Origin of the sequence: Agrobacterium vitis (assembly GCF_014926405.1) — a bacterium.
GTDB classification, from domain to species: domain Bacteria; phylum Pseudomonadota; class Alphaproteobacteria; order Rhizobiales; family Rhizobiaceae; genus Allorhizobium; species Allorhizobium vitis_H.
Map to the genome: position 1 here is coordinate 93,845 of NZ_JACXXJ020000003.1, position 18,071 is coordinate 111,915.

15 protein-coding genes are annotated in these 18,071 nt (G+C 56.4%); 6 read left to right on the forward strand and 9 right to left on the reverse strand.

Going from position 1 to position 18,071, the window contains the following annotated elements:
* Positions 1 to 64: 64 nt before the first annotated feature.
* From IEI95_RS02050 to IEI95_RS02080, 7 genes are all read right to left on the reverse strand, one after another.
* Positions 65 to 1,471 carry an FGGY-family carbohydrate kinase gene (locus tag IEI95_RS02050; RefSeq protein WP_194415706.1) on the reverse strand — a complete coding sequence of 469 codons (1,407 nt, stop codon included), beginning with the start codon at positions 1,469 to 1,471 and terminating at the stop codon, positions 65 to 67.
* On the reverse strand, positions 1,468 to 1,791 hold the full coding sequence (gene rhaM, locus IEI95_RS02055; protein WP_194415708.1) for an L-rhamnose mutarotase: 324 nt from the start codon (positions 1,789 to 1,791) through the stop codon (positions 1,468 to 1,470). Before rhaM ends, IEI95_RS02050 begins: the two co-directional genes overlap by 4 nt.
* 2 nt (positions 1,792 to 1,793) lie before the next feature.
* Complete coding sequence (locus IEI95_RS02060) at positions 1,794 to 2,801, reverse strand: ABC transporter permease (protein ID WP_156540270.1); 1,008 nt, start codon at positions 2,799 to 2,801, stop codon at positions 1,794 to 1,796.
* A 2-nt stretch (positions 2,802 to 2,803) separates the two neighbouring features.
* Complete coding sequence (locus IEI95_RS02065; RefSeq protein WP_194415710.1) at positions 2,804 to 3,805, reverse strand: ABC transporter permease; 1,002 nt, start codon at positions 3,803 to 3,805, stop codon at positions 2,804 to 2,806.
* Between the two features lie 9 nt (positions 3,806 to 3,814).
* The gene (locus tag IEI95_RS02070) at positions 3,815 to 5,350 is read right to left on the reverse strand and encodes a sugar ABC transporter ATP-binding protein (protein ID WP_194415712.1); all 1,536 of its coding nucleotides are present in this window, start codon (positions 5,348 to 5,350) and stop codon (positions 3,815 to 3,817) included.
* A 106-nt stretch (positions 5,351 to 5,456) separates the two neighbouring features.
* Positions 5,457 to 6,452 (reverse strand): rhamnose ABC transporter substrate-binding protein, encoded by a 996-nt coding sequence (gene rhaS, locus IEI95_RS02075; protein ID WP_194415714.1) that lies wholly within the window; start codon positions 6,450 to 6,452, stop codon positions 5,457 to 5,459.
* Positions 6,453 to 6,506: 54 nt separating this feature from the next.
* Positions 6,507 to 7,319, reverse strand: a complete 813-nt coding sequence (locus IEI95_RS02080) for a DeoR/GlpR family DNA-binding transcription regulator (RefSeq protein WP_012654477.1) — start codon at positions 7,317 to 7,319, stop codon at positions 6,507 to 6,509.
* A 200-nt stretch (positions 7,320 to 7,519) separates the two neighbouring features.
* Between IEI95_RS02080 and IEI95_RS02085 the strand changes: the two genes are divergently transcribed.
* The 3 genes from IEI95_RS02085 (at position 7,520) to IEI95_RS02095 (ending at position 11,790) form a co-directional block, all read left to right on the forward strand.
* The gene (locus tag IEI95_RS02085) at positions 7,520 to 9,631 is read left to right on the forward strand and encodes a bifunctional rhamnulose-1-phosphate aldolase/short-chain dehydrogenase (RefSeq protein WP_156533621.1); all 2,112 of its coding nucleotides are present in this window, start codon (positions 7,520 to 7,522) and stop codon (positions 9,629 to 9,631) included.
* Positions 9,632 to 9,669: 38 nt separating this feature from the next.
* Positions 9,670 to 10,962, forward strand: a complete 1,293-nt coding sequence (gene rhaI / locus IEI95_RS02090) for an L-rhamnose catabolism isomerase (RefSeq protein ID WP_156533620.1) — start codon at positions 9,670 to 9,672, stop codon at positions 10,960 to 10,962.
* A 213-nt stretch (positions 10,963 to 11,175) separates the two neighbouring features.
* Entirely contained in the window at positions 11,176 to 11,790 is a 615-nt protein-coding gene (locus IEI95_RS02095; RefSeq protein WP_234636294.1) for a DUF1003 domain-containing protein, read from the forward strand.
* Positions 11,791 to 12,043: 253 nt separating this feature from the next.
* Here IEI95_RS02095 and IEI95_RS02100 read toward each other — a convergent pair whose 3' ends face one another.
* On the reverse strand, positions 12,044 to 12,304 hold the full coding sequence (locus tag IEI95_RS02100) for a PepSY domain-containing protein (RefSeq protein WP_156533618.1): 261 nt from the start codon (positions 12,302 to 12,304) through the stop codon (positions 12,044 to 12,046).
* 260 nt (positions 12,305 to 12,564) lie between these two features.
* On the opposite strand from IEI95_RS02100, the gene IEI95_RS02105 reads away from it, so the two are divergent.
* Together IEI95_RS02105 and IEI95_RS02110 are read left to right on the forward strand one after the other, a co-directional pair.
* Complete coding sequence (locus IEI95_RS02105; RefSeq protein WP_156533617.1) at positions 12,565 to 13,227, forward strand: response regulator transcription factor; 663 nt, start codon at positions 12,565 to 12,567, stop codon at positions 13,225 to 13,227.
* On the forward strand, positions 13,224 to 14,546 hold the full coding sequence (locus IEI95_RS02110) for a sensor histidine kinase (RefSeq protein ID WP_156533616.1): 1,323 nt from the start codon (positions 13,224 to 13,226) through the stop codon (positions 14,544 to 14,546). The genes IEI95_RS02105 and IEI95_RS02110 overlap by 4 nt, the downstream gene beginning before the upstream one ends.
* 8 nt (positions 14,547 to 14,554) lie before the next feature.
* On the opposite strand, the gene IEI95_RS02115 is transcribed toward IEI95_RS02110, so the two are convergent.
* Positions 14,555 to 17,026 carry a beta-glucosidase gene (locus IEI95_RS02115; RefSeq protein WP_194415716.1) on the reverse strand — a complete coding sequence of 824 codons (2,472 nt, stop codon included), beginning with the start codon at positions 17,024 to 17,026 and terminating at the stop codon, positions 14,555 to 14,557.
* Positions 17,027 to 17,255: 229 nt separating this feature from the next.
* Between IEI95_RS02115 and IEI95_RS02120 the strand changes: the two genes are divergently transcribed.
* Positions 17,256 to 17,915: a TetR/AcrR family transcriptional regulator gene (locus IEI95_RS02120; RefSeq protein WP_156533614.1), complete on the forward strand. Its 660-nt coding sequence runs from the start codon at positions 17,256 to 17,258 to the stop codon at positions 17,913 to 17,915.
* The last annotated feature ends 156 nt before the right edge of the window (positions 17,916 to 18,071 follow it).

Below are 18,071 nucleotides of genomic sequence, written 5' to 3' on the forward strand. Positions count from 1 at the left end.
CCACCACCACCGCATGTCTAGCAAGCCGGCAAACGCAAACCAAGCGGGTAAAATCGTCCGCACTTCACGTTGGCGTGGAGGCTTCAGGAAAGACGACGCCGCACCGATCCTGAAAATCCTGAAAATACTTTTTCAAATCAAGCTGATCCGGGCCGACATGGATCTCACGCGGCATTGGCACTACCATTCCTGTCAACAGCGCCGCCCCTTCCGCGGTCCCCGTCGGTGTTCCACCTTCAGCCACCACAACCTCACGCCCGGTACATGCAGCAAGAGCGCGAAGGTAGAGACGGTTTTTGGCAAACGGCCCTTCGACGAGAACAGGGCCTATCGCGCCGATCAACGACAGCGACGATGCCGTCATCATCGCCGCATAAAGGCTCGCTGCCGCATAGAGCTGTGCCGCACCTTCCGGCACCACCGTCCATCCACCGTTTCGGGTCGGATAAGGACCGGAGCCCTCGACTACGCTTGGCAGGCGCATGACATCACCACTGATCACCTGTTCTGCCGCCCGCTCGATCTCAACCTCATCCGGGGCCTCCAATCCCTGGACGAGTATTTCGAATTCCCGTCCGCCCATATAGCGGCACGAGGGTACGGCATGGCCATGCGCATCGACATTGGCCAAGGTATCGCGAACCGGATCGAGATACGCGACCGTGCTGCCGACAGCAAATCCGATGATCCAGGTGCCAGTAGAAACGACAGTGAAAGGTTTTTCACGTCGTAAGAGATGCGGCAGCAGCGACGCATTGCTATCGTGAATGCCGCAATAGACCGGAACAGGACGTGAGAGACCTATCTGTTCGGCCAGTGATTGCTTGACCTCTCCCAAAGCATCAAAAGCCGACCGCAAGGGGGCGAGATATGGACCAAGCTCCAACCGCTCGACCAGGCTTGAATAACAACCCTGCTGTGGTCTCCATAAATCCGTATGGCATCCCAGCGAGGTCGCCTCATTCGCCGCCACGCCGGTCAGTCTGAAAGCCCAATACTGCGGATAGGTGACAATGGTCGCAACCCCGGTAAAAAGCTCGGGAAAGGCCGTTTTCTGGTAATGCAACTGGGCGCCGAGGTTGAGACCGCCTGGCAGGCGCGGTGAAAATGTTTCATCAAAACTCGGTCGCAAGGCATCATAGGCAAGACTAATCGCTTCGGGATAGCGGTATTCGTAATCCAGCACCGGCATTGCCAGTTCACCGTCACCGTCAAGCAAGGCAGCACTTGCGCCATGGGTGGTGATGGAAATTGCATCGAAACCCGGTCCTGCGGCGAAGGTTTTCAAAGCATCCAGGATGAAGGACCACAGCTTGTCCGTATCGAAATGCGGATAAGGCCCCTCCCCGACAACTGTATTTGGCATACGCCGACAGCCAAGTTCCAAGCCCGTCGATGCCTGCAAGACGACGACCTTGGCATTGGTCTTGCCAATATCGATGACGGCGACGGTTTCGGATATACTGCTCATGACATGTAAAATACCGGTACGAGATCGACAGCCACCGGCGACCCATCCGGATTGGTGGCCATGATATCACCCATATGCGCCCACCAGCGCTGCATGACCGGGTGCTCAGGCAGTGCGGCCATGTCATGGCTTTTGTGACGGGTCAGCAGGCCGAAGAGCGTGTTTGTTTCCCGGTCGAGATGGATGGAATAATCACTGACCCCAGCCTCATGCAACAACGCCACCAGTTCGGGCCAGATTGCATCGTGCCTCTTTTTATATTCGGCCTCCATGCCTGGATGGAGCTGCATCTTGAAGGCATATTTTTCGGTCTCTGCCATGCTCATGTCCTCATATCCCGCATCCGTCGCGCCAGAATTGGCAGGGCGATGGTGATGATCAGCAACAGGCCGATGAAGATTGACATGACAATGCCCGGCACATTCAGCAGCCCAAGCCCAAATGTCACCAGGCCCATGACGAAGGCTGCAATCACCACGCCGCCAATCGTGCCAGCCCCACCGACAATCGATACGCCGCCCAGCACCACCATGGTGACGGCTTCCAATTCCCATCCCTGGGCAATGGATGGCCGTGTCGAACCTAGTCGGGACGTCAGGCAAACGGCAGCAATGCCGCTCATCAATCCGGTCAGCAAAAACAGGATGAATTTGACCCGGTCGACCGGAATGCCTGAAAATCTTGCCGCCAGCGGATTATTGCCGATCACATAGACCTGACGTCCGAAATTGGTGGCATGCAGCAGCACCGCAAACAGGGCAGCCAGCACAAGGAAGAGGACGAATTCGAAGGAAAACACCCAGGCCACATAGCCCTGGCCGAAATAGGCGAAGCTTTCCGGATATTTTCCATAGGCCTGATCGCCAAGCACGATATAGGAAATGCCGCGAAACAGGCTCATCGTGCCGATGGTGACGACGATGGAAGGCAGTTTCAGCCCGGCCACCAACACACCATTGAAAACCCCGCATAAAAGTCCAACGCCGATACCGATCATCACCAGGCCAGGCGTGCCGACACCCAACTGGGCGGCGGCGCCCATGGCCGTCGAGGCCAGCGCAATGATTGCAGCGACCGAAAGATCGATCTCACCGGCAATCACCAGCAATGCCATGGCAAAAGCGATCATCGCCTTTTCAGTGAAATTGAAGGTGGCGTCCGACAGGTTCCAGGCGTCCAAAAAATAAGGGGAGGCCAGCGCGTTGGCGATGAAAATCGCGACTGCGACACCCAACAACAATACTTCCCAGCTGGCCAGCAGGCGGCGTATCGGGGTGCCTAGCTTGTCGGGAATGCGGCGCTTGGCCGGGGTTTGTTCAACAGGTGCCATTGTCATGCCGTAACCTCCTGAACCGTACTGCCCGCGGCCCTGTCGCGCAGGATGATCCGGCCCTTTCTGCGTTCGGCCCGGGCGTTGAACACCACGGCCAAAACAATCACCACACCCGATATTGCCATCTGGGCGAAGGGCGAAATGCCGATGACAGGCAATGCATTCTTGATAACGCCCAGAAACAAAGCCCCCAGCACGGTGCCGGCGACCGAGCCAATGCCACCGGCGATCGAAATGCCGCCGATAACGCAAGCTGCCACGCTGTCCAATTCGAAACCGCTGGCAATATCCACATAGGCAACCGCGTAGCGCGACACCCAGAGATAGCCGCAGAGGCCAGCAAGTCCGCCTGATAGCACGAAGGCCAGAAAACGTGTCCATCCGATATCGATTCCGGCATAAACGGCAGCCATCGCATTCCCCCCGGCCGCATAGGTGGCGCGGCCAAAGGTGGTGCGTCCCAGCACAACGGCCATGGCGATGACCACGATAACTGCTATCCATGCCAGAACCGGAAGCCCCATGATGACAATGCGCGGCAGGTTGAGGAAATCTGGCGTCATCTGATGAGCGTTGACCCAGGCCCCGCCCGACAGCACGAAAGCCATGCCGCGATAAATCGTCAGCGTACCCAACGTCACGACGATGGGCGGGATTTGCAACAGCCAGACGAGATAGCCATTAATCGCGCCGAGGGCCGCCCCGATCAGCACGGCCATGCCAATCAGCAGCACCAGCGGCAGGCCCGGAAAATTCGAATCCATCATCGCCACCGCCATGCCGGAAAAGGCCAGATTGGCCGCAACCGACAGATCGATCGATTTGGTGAGGATCACAGTCATCTGCGCCAGCGCCAGAATGATCAGGATCGACGTATCATTGAAGATCGTCGCCAGATTGCCAGGCGAGGCAAAACCGTCTGCCCGGGTGGCGAACCCAGCGATCAGCAGGAGGATAATGACACCCAATGCTATCTCGCGGTGTTTCAGCAGGCTTTTCATTGTCAAACCTCACGCATTGCCGGTTGCCGCCCGCACCAGAACTTCCGGTGTCAGCGCCTCCCGCTCAAAAATTCCAGCCTGCAATCCCTCACGCATCACCATGACCCGGTCGGACATGCCGAGGATCTCCGGCAGTTCGGAGGAAATCATGATGATTGACAGGCCCTCCGCCGCGAGTTCGGAGATAAAACCATGCACAGCGGCCTTGGAGCCGATATCGATCCCCTTGGTTGGCTCATCGAGAATGATGACCTTCGGCTTGGTGGCCAGCCATTTGCCAATCACCACTTTCTGCTGATTGCCACCCGACAGCGTACCAACCGGCACGGACAGCGCCGCCGCCCGCAGGTCCAGCCGCTCGGCATAGTGGCGTGCCAGAGCCAACTCATTGACAACCTTAAGAAAGCCGCGGGCCGAAACACGCGCCAGCGATGGAAGCGACATATTCTGGTAAATCGGCATTTGCAGCGCCAACCCATGACGCCCGCGCTCTTCCGGCACATAGACGATGCCAGCGGCAATGGCGTCAGCGGGCGAGCGAATATCGAGCGCCCTGCCCTCCAGCGTCACCGTGCCTGAAGCCGGGTGAGTGATGCCAAACAGCGACTGGCATAACTCGGAACGCCCCGCCCCAATCAAGCCGTAAAAACCCAGGATTTCGCCCTTGCGCAAGTCGAAGGAAATGTCGCGAAATTCGGTATCATGACAATAGCGAGAAACGGAAAGCACCGCCGCGCCGATGGAAACGTCAATCTTTGGAAAAGCATCATGCACATCCCGGCCAACCATCAGCCGAACGATCTCGTCCTGTGGTGTTGATTGCAGTCGCCCCGCACCGACCATTTTCCCATCGCGGAATACCGCGTAATTTTCGGCGATTTCATAGACTTCATCAAACTTGTGACTGATGAACAGGATTGCCTTGCCATCCCGCTTCAGCCCTTCAACGATGCGAAACAGATCATCGATTTCCTTACGTGACAGGGCAGCCGTCGGCTCGTCCATGATAACGATCCGCGCTTCAACCGAAAGTGCGCGCGCAATCGCCACCAGATGCCGCTGGGCAATGGAGAGATCCTTCAATTTAATGGTCGGATCGATCTTGCTTTCCAGCCGATCCATCAGCGCCCTGGCTTTGGTGTTGATGCCGTTCCAGTCGATGAAGCCGAAACGGGTTTTCGGCGCATGGCCGAGAAAGATGTTTTCCGCAACACTCAACTCATCAAACAGCACGGTTTCCTGATGGATGGCCGTCACGCCCGCATCGATGGCAGCCTGGGCATTGGCGAAGGTCACCGGCGAACCATCAATGACGATCTCCCCCTCATTGGGCCGGTAAATGCCCGTCAGGATTTTGACCAGCGTCGATTTACCGGCGCCATTTTCGCCGATCAATGCCGTCACCTCGCCGGGATAAAGGGCGATATTCACGCTATCCAGCGCCTTCACACCCGGAAAGATCTGCGAAATGCCGCGCATCTCCAGTATCGGTGCGCGATCACCGAGCGGTACTGCATCAAGCTTTGTGGTTTGGACACTCATCATCGATTGCACCAGATCAGGCCAAAAAGACCAGGAACGGATAAGGGTTCCCGGCGGCAGCTGCCGCCGGGTTCAATTGCCTTAGACTTCAAGATAGAGGACTGCTGGATCAGAAGATTTTTGAGAACTGATCGATATTCTTGGCATCGTAGACGAAGGGATCAGCCATCGCCGCTTCACCATTGTCGCCGATCTTGATCTTGCCCATTCTTCCAGCCAGAACCTCGCTGCCGGGCTTGCCGGTCGCGTCACCTTTCACCAGATGATAGGCAATCTGGGTGGCCGAATAGCCGAGATCAATAGGGTTCCAGATCGCGAATTCCTTGGTGGCACCGGACTTGATCGCGCCAGCCATTTCCGATGGCAGGCCAAGACCGGTCACATAGACCTGACCGATCTTGCCTGCGTCCTTGACCGCCTGCGCGGCAGCCAAGACGCCAACCGTGGTCGGAGCAACGATAACCTTCACATTCGGATGGGAGGTCAGGATACCATTGGCTTCACGGTAGCTCTTGTCGGCAAGGTCATCACCATAGACCGTGGTGGTGAGGTTGAGGCCGGGGAAATCCTTCAACTGTTTCTTCATCTCGGCAATCCAGATATTCTGGTTGGTCGAGGTGGTGGTGGCCGACAGGATGGCGAAATCGCCCTTGCCATCAGCCAGATGGTCGGCGGCCAGTTTCAGGCACATCTTGCCGATCAACTCGTTCGAAGACGGGTTGAGATGCATGATACGGCCAGCAGGCGCCACGCCGGAATCCCAGGAAATCACCTTGATGCCGCGCTGCGCAGCTTTCTTCAGGGCAGGAACCACGGCATCCGGGTCATTGGCGGAAATGGCGATGGCATCGACGCCCTGGGCGATCAGGGAATTGATCACCTCGATCTGGCCTTCAGCCGTCGTTGTCGTCGGACCGGTATAAATGATCTTGACGCCACCCAGTTCCTTGGCTGCCTCTTCCGCGCCTTTATTGGCTGCCTCGAAGAAACCGTTGCCGAGCGATTTCACCACGATAGCGATCTTCATGTCGGCGGCATGCGCCATGCCCGCCGTCGTGACGAAGGCAATCGCCGCCGCCCCGAACAATCGTCTTGAAATTTTCATGTCTTTATCCTCCCAGATGTTGAACCCGTTAGCCCCAACCGGCGTATCGCTTCCTCAAGCGACCGAAGGGGCGTCCTCCCTGTCGGCCGAGGTCGAAGCCCGGACCGTCAAAAGCTTTATTCCAGCCGCCTCCACCATATGAGCTGCCTCTTCAGGCACGCCGTCATCGGTAATGATGGTTGATACGGCATCCAGCCCGCATAAAATCATGCTGGAACGCCGCGTGAATTTCGTCGAATCGACCATGACGATCAGTTCGTCGGCCTGGCGCATCAACCGTTGCTCGCTCTGGATCACCAGCGCATCCGGCTCCATCACGCCCAGCGCGGAAATGCCCTGCGCACCGATGAACATCCGGCGTGCATAGAAATTGCGGATCGCATCATTCTCGAAAGGCGACAGGATCAGGCTTTGATCCCGGTAGATCGCGCCGCCCGGCACATTGATCGTGCATTTCGAATGTTTGACCAGATGCTCGGCGATGGCAAAGGAATTGGTCATCACCTGCAAGCGGCGCGCTGACATGAAATGCACCATCTGAAAGGTGGTGGTTCCACCATTGATGATGATCGAATCGCCTTCCTCGCAGAGTTCAACAGCGGCTCGCGCAATTGCGCGTTTCTTATCGATATTGACCGATTCCGACACCCTGAACGGTCGGGCCGCCAGATTGCCCTGCTGCGGAGGATGTACTGCTTCCGCCCCACCCCGCACCCGGCGTAATTTCCCCTGGACATGCAGGGATGCAATGTCGCGCCGGATGGTTGCTTCGGACGCATCCGTCAATTCGGCAATATCCTGCACCGTCACCACAGGCTTTTCCTGTATGGCGCTGAGTATAATGCGATGGCGTTCGCGTTCGTGCATGGGGTCCTCCTGAGCGAGTTTTAGGCTTAACAGATTGAACATGTCAATCATAAACGATCAAAATAGATTATATTGCAACGCACAATGAACATTTATGATCGTTTATGATTGACACACGCGATAAATTTGCGCGATACCCATAACAGGATGGAGCGTTCGCCGATATGGCGGGCCTTAAAATCACATTTGGGAGGACTTCCATGACGGGCCAAACCGCAGCGGGCCAACCCCGCCTTCTCGACAATCGCTGGGATGATGTCTACGCCGAAACGCTGGATGAGGCAGGCAAGCTGCTCTATCGGTCCAATCTGCTTGGCGCCGACAAGCGCATTACCAATTATGGTGGCGGCAACACCTCGGCCAAGGTCATGGAAACCGATCCGCTCACCGGCCAGACGGTCAAGGTTTTGTGGGTCAAAGGGTCCGGCGGCGATGTCGGCACCATCAAGCTCGACGGTTTCGCAACGCTCTACCAAGACAAGCTTGAGGCGCTGAAAGTTATATACCAAGGCGTTGACGATGAAGACCGCATGGTCGGCTTTCTCCCTCATTGCACATTCAACCTCAATCCGCGTGCGGCTTCCATCGATACGCCGTTGCATGGTTTCGTGCCATTTACCCATGTCGATCACATGCATCCGGATGCGATCATCGCCATTGCCGCGTCGAAGAACTCCAGAGAGCTGACAAAAGTGATCTTTGGCGATGAGATCGGCTGGCTGCCCTGGCGGCGCCCCGGCTTTCAGCTTGGCCTCGATCTGGAAGCCTTCGTCAAGGCCAATCCGCAGGCCAAGGGCGTCGTGCTGGAAAGCCATGGCCTGTTCACCTGGGATAATGACGCCAAGGCCTGCTACGAGCTGACGCTTGATATCATCAATAAAGCCATCCAGTGGTTTGCTCGGGAAACAGAAGGCAAGGTGATTTTTGGCGGCACGGCCAAGGAAAGCCTTCCTTCAGCCGAACGTCGCGCCATTGCCGCCAGGCTGATGCCGGAAATTCGCGGACGGATCGGCAAGGCGGAGCGCAAGCTTGGACATTTCGACGATCAGGATGCAGTGCTGGAATTCGTCAATTCCAATCATCTCCAGCCACTCGGCGCGCTGGGAACCTCCTGCCCTGATCATTTCCTGCGCACCAAAATCCGGCCGCTGATCGTGGATTTCAATCCGAGCCAGCCGGATGTGGATGCCGTGCTTGCCGGTCTCGATTCCGCCCTTGAGGCTTATCGCGCTGATTACCAGCGCTATTATGAGAGCTGCAAACACGACAATTCTCCGAAAATCCGTGATCCCAATCCGGTGATCTTCCTCATTCCGGGCGTCGGGATGCTGTCTTTCGCCAAGGACAAGGCAACGGCGCGGATCGCTGGTGAATTCTACGTCAATGCCATCAACGTCATGCGAGGCGCATCGACCGTCTCTGAATATCAGGGCCTGCCGGAGCAGGAAGCCTTCGATATCGAATATTGGCTGCTGGAAGAAGCAAAGCTGCAACGGATGCTCAAGCCGAAAAGCCTGGCCGGAAAGGTTGCTTTCGTCACCGGTGGCGCGGGCGGCATTGGCAGGGCTACGGCGGAGCGGCTAGTGGCTGAAGGAGCTTGCGTTGTGCTGGCCGACATTGACGCTGCCGCACTTTCTGAGACGACCGCTGATTTCACCAAACGCCATGGCGGTGATGCCATACGCTCAGTTCAACTGGACGTCACCCGCGAAGATGCCGTGATCAGCGCCTTTGCCGAGGCCAGTGTCGAATTCGGTGGGGTGGATATTCTGGTGTCGAATGCGGGCATTGCCTCGTCCGCCCCCGTCGAAGACACCACGCTTGCGATGTGGAACAAGAATATCGATATTCTCGCCACCGGTTACTTTCTAGTGTCACGGGAAGCCTTCCGACTATTCCGCAGGCAGGCATTGGGTGGCAATGTCGTGTTTGTCGCCTCGAAAAATGGTCTTGCCTCTTCCCCCAATGCCTCGGCCTATTGCACGGCCAAGGCAGCGGAAATTCATCTAGCGCGTTGCCTGGCGCTGGAAGGCGCCGATGCCGGAATCCGCGTCAACACCGTCAATCCGGATGCCGTGCTTCGGGGTTCAAAAATTTGGAATGGCGAATGGCGAGAACAGCGCGCGGCATCCTCCAAGATCGAGGTGGACGATCTCGAGGAACATTATCGCAAGCGCTCGATGCTGAAGCTGAACGTATTTCCTGAAGATATTGCCGAAGCCATCTACTTCCTGGCTTCGGATGCGTCGGCAAAATCGACCGGCAATATCATCAATGTCGATGCGGGCAACGCCCAGAGTTTTACGCGCTAAACCTCTGGTAAAAGAGAATGCATCCTTGGGAGGAAAGCATGACAGACCTGAACATCACTGCGGACGCAGTTGCCGCAGAAAATGACAAGCGGACAAATGCGCTGACATCGGACTATAGCGCGCTTGGCGAAAAGCTGGCGCGTAGCAATATCGACATCGACGCTATCACCAAATCCGTTTCCGAGTTTTTCGTCGCCGTGCCCTCCTGGGGGGTCGGCACCGGCGGCACACGCTTTGCCCGCTTTCCCGGACTAGGCGAACCGCGTCACATCTTCGACAAGCTCGATGATTGCGGCGTCATCCAGCAATTGACCCGCGCCACACCGAAAGTCTCGCTGCACATCCCCTGGGACAAGGCCGATCCGAAGGAATTGACAGCCAAGGCCGCAACTCTTGGCCTTGGCTTCGACGCCATGAACTCCAACACGTTTTCGGACGCCGCCGATCAGGTCCATTCCTACAAATACGGGTCGCTCAGCCATGTTGACGCCGCAACCCGTCAACAGGCCATCGAACACAATATTGAATGTATCGAGCTTGGCGATCAACTCGGCTCCAAAGCCCTGACCGTCTGGGTCGGTGACGGGTCCAACTTCCCCGGCCAGAGCAATTTTACCAAATCATTCGAGCGCTACCTCGCCTCGATGGCCGAGATCTACAAAAAGCTGCCGGATGATTGGCGGCTGTTTTCCGAACACAAGATGTATGAACCAGCCTTCTATTCCACCATCGTTCAGGATTGGGGGACCAACTACCTGATTGCCCAGACGCTCGGGCCGAAAGCCCAGTGCCTGGTCGACCTTGGACATCACGCCCCCAATACCAATATTGAAATGATCGTGGCGCGGCTAATCCAGTTCGGTAAACTCGGAGGATTCCACTTCAACGACTCGAAATATGGCGACGACGATCTGGACGCCGGTTCCATCGATCCTTACCGTTTATTTCTGGTTTTCAACGAGCTGGTGGATGCGCAGTATCGAGGCGTCGAAGGCTTTCACCCGGCCCATATGATCGACCAGTCGCATAATGTGACTGATCCGATTGAAAGCCTGATTGCCAGCGCCAACGAAATCCGCCGTGCATACGCCCAGGCATTGCTGGTGGACCACGCCGCTCTGGACGGCCATCAGAACGATAATGATGCGCTGATGGCAACCGAAACACTGAAGCGCGCCTATCGCACCGATGTGGAGCCGATCCTGGCAAAGGCCCGGCTCGACGCAGGCGGCGCAATCGACCCGGTCGCGGCTTATCGTGCCTCCGGTTACCGCGCCAAAGTTGCGGAAGAACGGCCAGCGGTCAAAGGAGGCTCTGGCGGCATCGTATAGTTGCATGCTCACAAACGGTTCTTGGTTCCAGTGAGTTTTGAAGCTATGCATCAGGGGCCGGGGCGGCAATTTTGTCGCGCCCGGTCTTTTCTGTCGGAGCCCTGCGTGTCCAACATTTCTCCCGCGTCCAGCCATCAGTCGCATCAATGCTGCCTCTGTCATAAAACCGTTCCGCCAAGGCATTTGCATGCCGTCAACTCGATGCGATCTTCGTTGATAGAATTGATCGAGGCGCAATGCGGCCCGTTGGCCGCCGATGCCCGGATCTGCGACGACGACCTGTCAGCATTGCGTCGCCAGCGGGTCGAAAAACTGCTTCAGGAAGAACGCGGTGAGCTTTCGGACCTTGACCGACGCGTGATCGCCGATCTTGGCCGCGACGTTTCCACTGTTCAGACTGCGGCGGCGGAGATCGAACGGCCCACCCGGTTTGGCGATCGCGCCTCGGATGCTGTCGCCTCTTTTGGCGGTTCGTGGCGATTCATCATCATCTTTTCCATCATCCTCGTCACCTGGATGGCAATCAACTCCATCGGGCTATTTCTTCAGCCTTTTGACCCCTATCCCTACATCCTCCTGAATCTGCTACTGTCCTGTGTCGCCGCAATGCAGGCGCCAATCATCATGATGAGCCAGAAGCGCCAGGAAGAAAAGGATAGGCAGCGGGCGGAAAACGATTACATGATCAACTTGCGCGCCGAACTCGAAATCCGCCAATTGCATGAAAAGATCGACCATCAGATGGCCCATCAATGGGCGCGCTTGGCCGAATTGCAGCAGATACAGATCGACCTGCTCGAGGGACGGATTTCCAAAAAAGATATATGAGATTCCATTTTATTAGATTTAATTAATATTAAGGTAAGAAACTGGTTCTACATTGTTTCTCACAGGGAATGGATCTTCCTCCGGCGTCCCCTCTGCCATTCTGAGATCCATTCGCCCAACCTGTGGCCGCCCGAAGAAGTCCCCTCGACTTCGGGAATTGCTTTAGCGCCGCGCCTCAAAACGCGGCGCTTTTTTTTGCCCAATTTTGTTGTTCCGCTATGGAATGGGGCGATAGATGACCGTATCAAAGTGCTCAGTCTTTCTGGTCAATCGGCTTAAACGTTTTCGGATCGAAATAAGCTTCGATTGCGTTGCCGCTGGAATCGACAGCGTGGGCCTCATAGCACCCGTCGCCGCTCCTGATGGAGCGAACATTCCAGCCCTCTCCTTCAAGCTTTCTCTGCAAACTCTCTCGGGGTTGCCATTCTTTCAGCGGCACCGCGCATTTTTCCCCAGCCAGAATCGGGCCTGCCAGAGCCAGAGTGATAGACAACGCAATCAGCACAATCTTCATATCGACCCTTCTGTCTACCAACCCATCAACTGCTTCGGGGAACTGTCGCCGTACGCAGACAACGAACGTAGAAAATGCCGTTTATCAACGCGACTGCCCTTTATCGTCGGTTGCGCTGACACCAAGCTGAAGATCCGCTGTGTGCAGCCTTCCAAGTTTTTTCTGAAATTTCGACCCGCTTAAGCTAGGTGTCATAAAGAACGTCAAAAGCTTTTTATTTCGGGCGTCTTGCGCCTCTGCCGTTCTGATCGGAGATATGCATGCGGGTATTACTTGTAGAGGATGACGCTGTTCTGGGTCAGGCCATTCGCGATCATGTAGGGGCAGCCGGTCATGCTGTGGACTGGATGAAGGGGCTACAGGACGCTGAGGCCTGTACCAGAACCGTTGCCTATGGCCTGATCCTGCTTGACCTGCGTTTGCCTGACGGCAACGGCATCGACTTCCTGAAACGGTTGCGCGACCATGGCGACGTGACCCCGATCATTATCCTCACCGCCCATGACCAGATCTCGGATCGGATCGAGGGCCTCAACTCTGGTGCTGACGATTATCTGGTCAAGCCATTCAATCTCGATGAGTTGACGGCGCGCATATTGGCTGTCGCGCGCCGCTACGCCGCAAAGCCAAATCCAATCATTCGCATCGGCACATTGGAAATCAACCCCACCGAGCGGCGTATTGCCGATGGTGCCGAGGCCATTAGCCTCTCCAGCCGGGAATGGGCGGTACTTGATGCGCTTTTGGCAAGGCCCGGCGCTGTGGTCTCCAAATCCCGCATCGAGGAAGCCCTCTATGCATTCGGATCGGAAATCGAAAGCAATACGGTGGAAGTCTATGTCAGTCGGCTGCGCAAGAAAATTGGCAAGGATCGCTTGGTAACGGTCCGCGGCGTTGGCTACAGCATTGCGGGGGCGGCATGACCAAGCCGAGCATGACCCGGAAACTTCTCTTGTGGCTTTCCGGCGCGATTACCGTGCTTTGGCTGGTGGCGGCAAGCTGTGGCGCCATCGTCATGCAGGCTGAGTTTGGCGAGATTTTCGACAGCGCTCTGCAGGAGACCGGCGACAGGCTTTTGCCATTGGTCGTCGATGACATCATGCAGCGCGACCCGCTGAAAAGCCCCGTGCAAATCCTCAGCACTGTCGATCCCAATTCCGATGGATACCTTATCTATCAGGTGAGGGACGCAAGCGGTCGAGTGCTGATGCACTCCCATACCGAGGCAGCAGCCCCCCTGCCAGCGCCGCTGACACCCGGTTTCTGGCAAAACGACAAATACCGGATCTATACGACCACAGCGGTCAGCGACACGATCATCGTTCAGGTGGCCGACTCGATGAAACATAGGCATATCTCGGCTCTTGCGGCGGGTCTTGCCATGTTGCTGCCAGTGATTGCGCTCGTCCCACTCAGCGTTTTAGCCGCCTGGTTGATCATCCGCCGTTCGCTGCTTCCCGTCGAACAGTTTCGGCAGGAAATCAGCGGGAAGGACCACGGCAATCTGGTGGAAATCGACCTTAGCCCGCTGCCCAAGGAATTGCAGCCCATAGGACGTTCCGTCAATCTTCTGCTCACCCGATTACGGTCCGCTTTGGATGCCGAGCGCGAATTTACCGCAAACAGCGCCCACGAATTGCGCACCCCCATTGCCGGCGCTCTGGCGCAGACGCAATTGATGCTGTCCCAGTTGAAGGAGCCGGAAGCCCGCGCTAGGGCAAGTCAGGTTGAAACCTCGCTGCAAAAGCTTGCCAGCTTGGCGGAAAAACTGTTGCAATTGTCTCGTGCAGAAGCGGGCATCGGCTCAACCGGGCAGCCTGTCGATCTCGTACCCGTGCTCGATCTTGTCGTGGAGGATTTCCAGCGCGCCACAGGAAATGCCATTGTTTATCGCCGCCCGCCAACAGCAACCCTGCCACGCTCCGTCAGCGAAGATGCCTTTGCCATCGTCATCCGTAACATGATCGAGAATGCTGTGCGACATGGAACACAGGGCGTGCCGGTTGAGGTGACGGTTGGCGAAGATGGCACGATCCGCGTCGTCAACGGTTCACCGGTTTTGCCACCCGAGCAACTGGTGGCAATCCGAAAACGCTTCCAACGCGCCAATGCCACCACACCCGGATCGGGCCTCGGCTTGTCGATTATCGAGCGTTTGGCAGAGCAGATGAATGCCCGTTTTGATATCCTGTCGCCCGCCAGCGGGCGACAGGATGGATTTGAAGCCCGGATAAGGATTTAAGGCACCGATTAGATCGTCCTGTCGCCAACAGCGCCAAGCCAGTCCTGCGGATTAGCTATGGTAATGGTGCTGCGGATGTCCTGGGCATGGGCACCGATTAGTAGCCGATACTGACCCGCTACCGCCCGGAATGCCGCTGCATCGACATCGTAATAACTCAGGTCGCGGGGGTTGATTTCAAGGGTCACTTCGCCGCTTTCACCTGGCTCCAGGGCAATCTTGGCGAAGGCCCGCAACTCCTTCAATGGACGTTCAACGCCAGAGACAGGTGCTTGGACATAAAGCTGCACCACATCGGACCCCGCCCGTTTTCCGGTATTGGAGACCCTGACGGAGACTGTCACGCCGGATTCCGTCATTTCGGACGCGGAGGCCTTTGGCTCATCCCACTCAAAACTGGTATAGCCAAGCCCGAACCCGAAGGGGAAAAGCGGCTCGATGTTACGGCTGTCGTGATGACGGTAACCGACAAAGACCCCTTCCTCATAGCGCACATGGCCATCTTTGCCGGGATAGATCGACGGGTCATTTGTGATGGCGGAATTATCCGACAACTGCTTTGGAAACGTTTGCGGTAGACGCCCGCCCGGTTCCTGATCGCCAAACAGCATATCGGCAACAGCATTGCCAAACTCCTGGCCGGGATACCAGACCTGAAGCACCGCCTTGACCTTTTCCAACCAAGGCATTTCAACCGGTCCACCGGTTTGCAGCACAACAATGCAATTCGGATTAACGGCGCTGACACGCTCGATCAATTCCTCCTGGCGGCCCGGCAGGCGCATATCGGGCAGATCGAGACCTTCCGTATCCCATTGTCCCTCGCGCCCGACAAAGAGCAGCGCCACATCCGCGCCTCTTGCACATTCTACTGCTTCCATCATCGCGTCTTCACCGAGAATTCTTTCGATGCCGAAGCGAATCGCGGTGATATGGATGCCGTATTCCTCTGGCGGTGGCGACAGGTATTCAACCTTGATTGCGTAACTACGGCCAGCCTTCATCTCCACCGAGTGCCGAATTTCATCATTGGCGGTGCCGAAAAAATTCTCGCCGCGCTTCCAATCGGTATAGCCGTCAATGACAAGTTCTTCATCGACATATAGCTTCGCAAGGCCAGAATTGGTCATGCCCAGCAGATGCGGACCATCCTCCTGCGGCGTGAAGGTGCCGGTGAAACGCACTGAGAAATCCGTCAGAGACAGATCCGGCGAGGGCAGTTCGAACCAGAAAAACTCCCCTGTCTGCACCGCTTCCGTTGCAACAGGAGTACCCTTACAATTGATGCCCTTGAAATACTCGACAGTGACCGGCTGCGAGAACAGCTTGACCAACCGGCTATTGCCGCAGGCCACACTGTGCTGCACATCAGCAGTGCCTTGCAAAGCCGCGCGAATGCCCTCCAGCGGGCTGATTGTATAATGTGCATTGATCTGGGCGCTGCCGCCGCCCATCACCCGGGCAACAGCCGCATTTGGCCCAATAACCGCGACACGCTTTAGGGAAGCTTTTTCCAACGGCAGGATGTTGTCATTCTTCAGAAGGACCGCACCTTCAGCGCCAATTTTGCGGATTAACGCCCGATCAGCGGGAAGATCTTCGGCATGTTCGGACAGGTCAGGCACGAATGAAAACGCCCCGACACGCTCCAGCAGAGTGAGAATGCGCCCCGCCGCTTCGCGTACCGTTTCCGGCCTGACTGCACCGGCTCGAACCGTTTGAACCAGCTTTTCACCACGATCACGAGTTGGGCCGGGCATTTCCAGATCAAGCCCGGCATTGATGGTGTCTGATGTGGAATGCGAGCCGAACCAGTCGGACATGACAATGCCGTCAAAGCCCCATTGCTCGCGCAGCACATCCGTCAACAACCAGTTATGTTCGCTTGTATAGGTATCGTTCAGCCGGTTATAGGAGGACATAACCGCCATAACACCCGCCTTTTTCACCGCCTGTTCGAAGGGCAGAAGATAGATTTCGCGCAAGGCGCGTTCATCGATATCCGAGGACATCGTCTGCCGTTCGATCTCGGATTCATTGCCGGCGAAATGCTTGATCGTGGCCGCCACACCCTGGCTCTGCACGCCTTTGATATAAGCAACAGCTAAAGCCGCCGTCAGCATCGGGTCTTCGGAATAGCATTCGAAATTGCGCCCGTTCAACCCGGACCGATGGATATTGACGGTTGGCGCGAGAAGGACGCTCGCACCCTTGCTCTTAACCTGTCCCGCCAAAGAGACACCCATCGCCTCGATAAGCGCCGGGTTCCAGGTGGCACCGAGCGCAATCGCCACGGGATAGCATGTCGCCTTGACGCCGCCAACCAGTGACCCGCCGCCGCGCGCGCCGTTTGGCCCGTCAGTCACCTTGATCTTTGGAATACCGAGCCGCTCCACCGGCACAGTGGTCCAGAAATCCGCACCTGATAGCACGGAAACCTGCTCCTCAAGGGTCATCTCATCAAGCAGATTGTCGATCATGTGATACTCCTCCCTATTTACCTACCAACTACTCGGTATTATTATTTCTCGCAAGAGATCCTGTCTGCCTTCACCCGGTTTTCGATTGAGCTCCAAAGGCGATCAGGTTCGGATTGAGCCATCACCCTTGGCCTCTTACGTTTTCGTTTGTCTTTTCAGAAAATTGGGTTCCACTTTTCCCAAGACAAGCTCTAAGGAGGGCATGCGATGCAACCTGAAAGTGAGATAAATGGCAAGACAGGACATATCCGATGCAGGCCGCACTCCCGTCGATACGGTCGCAGGCCGCCGCCGGAATTCGGTGAAAGGGGCCGCGCGGCGAGAAGAAATCCTGCAGGCTGCGCTCAACCGTTTTGCCAAGGATGGCTTTCAAAATGCTGCAATCGCAGACATTGCTGAGGATGTCGGCCTGTCTCTTCCTGGTCTTCTGCATTATTTTCCGACCAAGGTTGACCTTCTCCTGGCGATCCTGGAACGACGAGACAAAGAGACAGCGCCGGACTTAAACAAGAAAACCCCGCATTGGCGCGATTTCCTCGGCCTATTGGTTGAGGTCACCAACCAAAACATGCAATCGGAGGGGGTTGTGCGGGCATTTTCGATCCTTAACGCCGAAAGCCTGCTTGCAGGGCACCCGGCCCAGGCGTGGTTTCACAAACGTAGCCTGCAACTGCGCCACAAACTGGCCAGCATCTTTGCAGAAGGCATTCTGAATCATGAGATCAAATCCGACATCGATCCCCAAGGGATCGCAACGGAAATTATCGGCCTGATGGACGGCTTGCAAATGCTCTGGCTGCGGCTGCCCGACAGTACAGATATGGGCGTCCTGTTTTCCGCTTATGTCGCGCGGCTGATCGCATCGATTGAGGTCGCTGAAAAGCCGTAAAATCGGAAGGTAAAGCTTTTCGGCAAAGCCGCAGTGTCGCTGGCGCATGCCTGCGCTCTCGACCTTTCCCCCCTGAGAGCCTATTTCTCATTTCGATTAGATGGAGGATTGCGGCGATAGCGCAGAGTCCACCATCCTCTAGGCGAAAGTTGGAAG